5 protein-coding genes are annotated in these 5,603 nt (G+C 44.1%); all 5 read left to right on the top strand.

What is annotated here, in order from left to right; genetic code table 11:
* Positions 1-421 precede the first annotated feature (421 nt).
* The 5 genes from prfA to rpiB all read left to right on the top strand — a co-directional run bounded on the left by prfA (position 422) and on the right by rpiB (position 5,468).
* Complete coding sequence (gene prfA / locus BUB56_RS18850; protein WP_110942792.1) at positions 422-1,489, top strand: peptide chain release factor 1; 1,068 nt, start codon at positions 422-424, stop codon at positions 1,487-1,489.
* Positions 1,490-1,905: 416 nt separating this feature from the next.
* Entirely contained in the window at positions 1,906-2,646 is a 741-nt protein-coding gene (locus tag BUB56_RS18845; RefSeq protein ID WP_110942791.1) for a ZIP family metal transporter, read from the top strand.
* A gap of 516 nt (positions 2,647-3,162) precedes the next feature.
* On the top strand, positions 3,163-4,215 hold the full coding sequence (locus BUB56_RS18840) for an L-threonylcarbamoyladenylate synthase (protein WP_110942790.1): 1,053 nt from the start codon (positions 3,163-3,165) through the stop codon (positions 4,213-4,215).
* A 20-nt stretch (positions 4,216-4,235) separates the two neighbouring features.
* Positions 4,236-4,940, top strand: a complete 705-nt coding sequence (locus BUB56_RS18835; protein WP_110942789.1) for a low molecular weight protein arginine phosphatase — start codon at positions 4,236-4,238, stop codon at positions 4,938-4,940.
* A 78-nt stretch (positions 4,941-5,018) separates the two neighbouring features.
* On the top strand, positions 5,019-5,468 hold the full coding sequence (gene rpiB / locus BUB56_RS18830; protein WP_110942788.1) for a ribose 5-phosphate isomerase B: 450 nt from the start codon (positions 5,019-5,021) through the stop codon (positions 5,466-5,468).
* Positions 5,469-5,603: the final 135 nt, after the last annotated feature.

Here is a 5,603-nt window from a genome sequence, read left to right as displayed (position 1 = left end):
CCTGTCCACCCGGGCAGCAAGATTCCTGCAACCCGCTTTATGATTTGTCATCCTGAACGGAGTGAAGGATCTGACCTTTAAAATTCTAGACCCGTTCGCTCCGCTCAGGGTGACAGCTTTATGAGGATGATAAAGTAGGGTTGGGTCTCAGCCCCAATCAGGTTCAAAACCCAATGGCGGGCATGGAAACCCGCCGCTACGCATGAATGACATATTTCAATGGTAGGGAACCACGCCCCCGTGGTTCCGCCTTACGTCGTATTCTTCCTAGAATATGCACCCATCATGTCTATTGGGCCAGTGATCATTGGATATAGCTTTGCAGAGAGCCTGGGGTTGTTGGAAGAACCCTAGCTTGCAAAGCTTGAGAAATAGTGGTATAATTATCTGTTAGAATATATTTTTATGAGGTGAGAAGGTAATGTTCGATAAATTGGAATTTATTCAGGATAAATATGAAGATCTCAGCAGGAAAGCGTCAGATCCTGAAGTCATCAGCAACCAGTCTGAATGGCAGAAGTATGTAAAAGAACTGTCTGACCTAGAGCCTATCGTCAATAAATATAAAGAATATAAATCGGTAAAAAGAGGGATTCAGGAAGCAAAGGGCATCCTGTCGGAGAGCAACGATGAAGAATTAAGAGAAATGGCGAAGATGGAGCTGGGAGATCTTGAGGATCAGATCAAGAATATTGAAAATGAACTGAAGATTTTGATGCTGCCTAAGGACCCCAATGATGATAAAAACGTAATTGTAGAAATCCGTGCCGGTGCCGGCGGGGACGAAGCAGGATTATTTGCAGGGGATTTGCTGCGGATGTATACCCGATATGCAGAGCGTAACCGATGGAAGGTTGAAATGATGAGTTTAAATGAAACCGGTGTAGGCGGGATCAAAGAGGTGATTTTCCTATTGAAGGGAAAAGGAGCCTATTCTCGACTGAAGTATGAAAGTGGTGTACACCGGGTACAGCGTATCCCAACTACTGAGTCGGGGGGAAGAATCCATACCTCTACCGCTACTGTAGCAGTACTGCCAGAGGCCGATGATGTGGAGATCGAAATCAATCCAAATGATGTAAGAGTGGATGTATTCCGTTCTTCTGGCAATGGCGGGCAGAGTGTTAATACAACCGACTCTGCAGTACGACTAACCCACGTACCAACGGGATTGGTGGTGTCCTGTCAGGATGAAAAGTCTCAGTTAAAGAATAAGGAGAAGGCCTTTAAGATATTGAAAGCCAGACTCTATGATAAAATGCTTGAGGAGCAAAACGCGGAAATTGCAGAGGCCAGAAAAAGCCAGGTAGGTACAGGGGATCGCAGTGAGCGGATCAGAACCTACAACTTCCCTCAGGGAAGGGTATCGGATCACCGCATCAATCTGACACTGTACAAGTTGGACTATTTCTTAGACGGAGATATCGATGAAATTTTAGATGCGCTAATTACAACAGATCAAGCAGAAAAGATGAAGAGTGTAGTGTAGTCGCTGGAGAGGTAAAAGGATATATTGTGCAATTAGCGAGATAGAAGGTTTACAGATATCGCCATTTTGTTCGTTGCACGTTGTACGATGCAGGTTGTACGAGACAAAGTCCTTAAAACTCTTCTTTGAGCAGAATACTATATAGGATTTGTGACGAAAGCAATTATGGAAATGTAGAATAGTATGTTTTATAAATTGAGAACCTGTGGATAATACTCCACAGGTTTTTTGTATTATAGACAAGATATAGGAATATATATAGGATGAAGATTGTTTCAAAAAGTACCTGCGTTCAATAGGTATAGGCGCTATGCATGGGGATGGCTGTTGTAATGACGTTTGTTTATTTAGGTTGCCGGTAAACACGAGCAACGTGCAACGTGTATCGTGTAACGGTCTTTCAAGGGGGAATACATATGAGCAATATTCTTACTACCACATTGATCGGCTTATTTGTGGGGATGATCGGCACAGGTGCAGGGGGATTGATTACATTTTTTATCAGAGATCCCGGAAAGCGGTTTTTAAGCTTTATCCTAGGACTGTCCAGCGGGCTGATGCTGTCCATCATATGCTTTAACCTGCTGCCGGAAGCCTTTGAGATAGGGTATCTTAGTACAGGGATTCTGGGGATTGTATTAGGCGTATTTATCATCATTTACTTGGATGAAAAATTATCATCCAGAATGAAAAACTATCGGAATTTTGCTGATCGAAGCTTTATTAAGACAGGGATACTGCTGGGGCTGGGTGTGGCACTGCATAATTTTCCGGAAGGCTTAGCCATTGGTTCCGGGTTTATTGCCAAAAAAGAACTGGGTATCGGCATCGCCGTCGTAATTGGCTTGCACAACATGCCGGAGGGGATATCCATGGCAGCCCCCATGAGCATCGGGGGCATGAAGCGATGGAAAGCGTTTTTATATACTGTATTGGCGGGAATGCCCATGGGATTGGGAGCATTTCTGGGGGCCCTGCTGGGAGAAATATCACCACAGTTTATTGCCTTTTGTCTTGCCTTTGCAGGGGGGACCATGCTGTACATTACCTGCGGAGAATTGATTCCTAAATCCAATAATCTCAGCTTTGGAAGGATTTCCAGTTATGGATTGGTTCTGGGGTTTGTGATTGGTATCATCGTATCGGCAAGATTTTAATAGAAAAAGGAAATGAGATAAAGTATAGGGGAGAGCCTTGTGTCCTCCCGCAATTGTAAATGTATCGAACAATAAACTAACCGGACGGACATGGAAACACGTCCCCATAGGCGTCAACTTAACCCATAATTTATCATCCTGAGCGGAGTAAAACGGAGTCGAAGGATCTTTAAGCTAGATGATATATTCTGATAATCAAAAGTAATTTTGCGTATGTTCCATAAGATTCTTCGCTAACGCTCAGAATGACATGCTTCTAAGGTTTATTTGGAAATATTTAGATTAAGTTGACGCCTATGAACCCGTCCCTACGAAAATAAAATGCTATTGCAGATGTAGTGGCAGATCTCTGTGCCTGCCAAAAAGATTTGAAAAAAACAGGCTTTTTAAAAAAGTGCAGTGTTAGTGGTGGAAATTTGGTGTATAATAATTAAAGAATTCTTAAGGAAAGTATTTGGTTTTGACGTGTAAGGTGTATCGTGTAACGTTGAACGGATTTTTGAGGTGAACATAAGCATGGAAACAAAGATTATATCTATAGATCCATCCTGCATAGATCAGGAAAAGCTTCAAGAGGCGGCAAATATTCTAAAAAGAGGCGGGACCGTTGCCTTTCCTACCGAAACCGTATACGGGTTAGGAGCCAATGCCTTGGATCAAGAGGCTGTAGTGAAGATATTCCGGGCAAAGGGCCGACCTTCAGACAATCCGCTGATCGTACATATAGCAGATTTTGATGATATAAATCCTCTGGTAAGGGAAATACCGGCTGTAGCAAAAAAACTGGCAGATCGATTTTGGCCCGGACCCCTTACGATGATTTTTCCTAAGTCAGAGCATGTGCCGGAGGGGATCACTGCCGGACTGGATACAGTGGCGATTCGTATGCCTTCCCATGGTATTGCCCGAGCCCTGATTAAGCTGTCTGGGGTACCGGTTGCGGCACCCAGTGCGAACCTATCAGGAAAGCCCAGTCCCACAAAGGCAGCCCATGTAATTGAAGATTTAATGGGCAAAGTAGAAATGATTATTAGCGGTGGAGAATGTGTGGTAGGCTTAGAATCTACCGTACTGGATATCTCAGGAGAGGTGCCTGCCATATTAAGGCCAGGTGGGATTACCTTAGAGGATTTGAAGCAGGTGCTGGAAGCGGTGATCGTTGATCCTGCATTGGAAGAAAAAATGGGCACGGGGATTGTACCTAAGTCTCCTGGTATGAAGTACACCCATTATGCCCCTAAGGCGGAGATGATGATTATTGATGGTGCGGCAGAGATTGTTGTGACAAAAATAGAAAATTTGGCAAAAGAAAAAGAGAAAGATGGGCTGAAGGTGGGAATCATGGCTACAGAGGAGACGAAGGACAGCTATGGTGCTGCCTGTGTTTTATCCATGGGAAGTCGAAAAGCTCCCGAGACCATAGGGGCTAAGCTTTTTGACACCCTGAGGCATTTTGATGCCCTAGGGGTAGACCTTATATTAGCAGAGGGGATTAGCCGTCAAGGCGTGGGACATGCAGTAATGAATCGCATGCTAAAGGCTGCAGGATACCGTATTTTATCTTTGTAAATAATACTGGAGGTGAGAAAATGAAAACCATTTTGTTTGTTTGTACTGGGAATACCTGTCGCAGCAGTATGGCAGAAGCATTATTTCGTCGCATGCTCGAAAATGCAGGAGAGTCCTTGCAGGGCATTCGTGTGATATCTGCGGGTACCGCTGCGCTAAAAGGTCAAAGAGCTTCCAATAATGCTACCCAGGTAATGAGAGAATGGTGCATCGACCTACGACACCACCAGGCACGGCCTCTGACAAAGGAATTGATACAAGAGGCGGATCTGATACTTACGATGACACGGAATCATAAACAGCAGGTTTTGAATCTGGATCCAACTGCAGAGCAAAAAACCTATACTTTAAAGGAATACACCAGCTTTTTAGGAGATGATAAAGAAATCATTTTGGAGATTGAAAAGCTGCGGCGAACCATTCAGCATAAAAAAGCAGAATTTTTCCGAGAATATGAGGAAGAAATCACCACACTCAGAAATCGCAGGATAGAACTGCAAAACCAGCTGCAGGCAGTAGATGATCGGATACGGGAACTGGAAATAGAAATGGCAAAAACCATAGCGAATGAACAAAGAGAGCTGGTGTATCTTGAGGATAAGCTTCCTTCTGTGGATATCATGGACCCCTTTGGACAGCCAGCCTGGGTCTATCGTGAATGTGCCAAGGAGATAGAAGAGGCCTTAAAGGTAGTACTGCAGAAATTGCTGGAGGAAAATAACTAGGATATTAAGATTGAATAGTTGAGACCGCTGTGTTAAAATGTTTTAGGCAATTGTTAAGAGGAGGTGTATTTCAAGCATATGAAAATAGCATTAGGAAGCGATCATGGAGGCTATCACTTAAAGGAAGCCATTAAAAAGTACTTATCAGATCAAAATATTGCTTATGAGGATTTTGGGACAAACAGTACAGAATCCGTAGATTATCCAGAGTTCGGGAGGAAGGTTGCAGAAGCAGTTGTTTCTGGTGCATGTGATAGAGGAATACTATGCTGTGGGACCGGGATCGGCATCTCCATTTCTGCCAATAAGGTGCCTGGGGTTCGATGTGCTGTGGTAACAGAAACTTATTCTGCCAAGATGTCAAGAGAACACAATAACGCCAATGTGCTGGCATTAGGTGAAAGAGTTGTCGGGGTAGGATTGGCGCTGGAAATCGTTGAAGTGTGGCTGAATACAGAGTTTGCCGGAGATCGACATGCCCGAAGAGTCAACATGCTCAGTGATATAGAGAGAAAGTACAGCAAATAATGTAGGGAACGACGCCCTCGTCGTTCCGAATAACGGGCAGATGCGCAAGTCTGCCACTGAAAAAGTCAAAAATACGGCAAAGAGTCGAGTTTGTCATCCTGAGCCTTTAGTCCTGAGCGATAGCGAAGGAGCTTG

This window comes from Geosporobacter subterraneus DSM 17957 (assembly GCF_900142145.1).
GTDB lineage: Bacteria > Bacillota > Clostridia > Peptostreptococcales > Thermotaleaceae > Geosporobacter > Geosporobacter subterraneus.
Note: the sequence above shows the minus strand (reverse complement) of the source record. Positions and strands in the feature narration are given on the sequence as shown.

Bases quoted from the DNA above. Each gene is read 5' to 3' on its own strand.
- BUB56_RS18835 (WP_110942789.1), top strand. From the start codon at position 4,236: ATGAAAACCATTTTGTTTGTTTGTACTGGGAATACCTGTCGCAGCAGT.
- prfA (WP_110942792.1), top strand. From the start codon at position 422: ATGTTCGATAAATTGGAATTTATTCAGGATAAATATGAAGATCTCAGC.
- BUB56_RS18840 (WP_110942790.1), top strand. From the start codon at position 3,163: ATGGAAACAAAGATTATATCTATAGATCCATCCTGCATAGATCAGGAA.
- BUB56_RS18845 (WP_110942791.1), top strand. From the start codon at position 1,906: ATGAGCAATATTCTTACTACCACATTGATCGGCTTATTTGTGGGGATG.
- rpiB (WP_110942788.1), top strand. From the start codon at position 5,019: ATGAAAATAGCATTAGGAAGCGATCATGGAGGCTATCACTTAAAGGAA.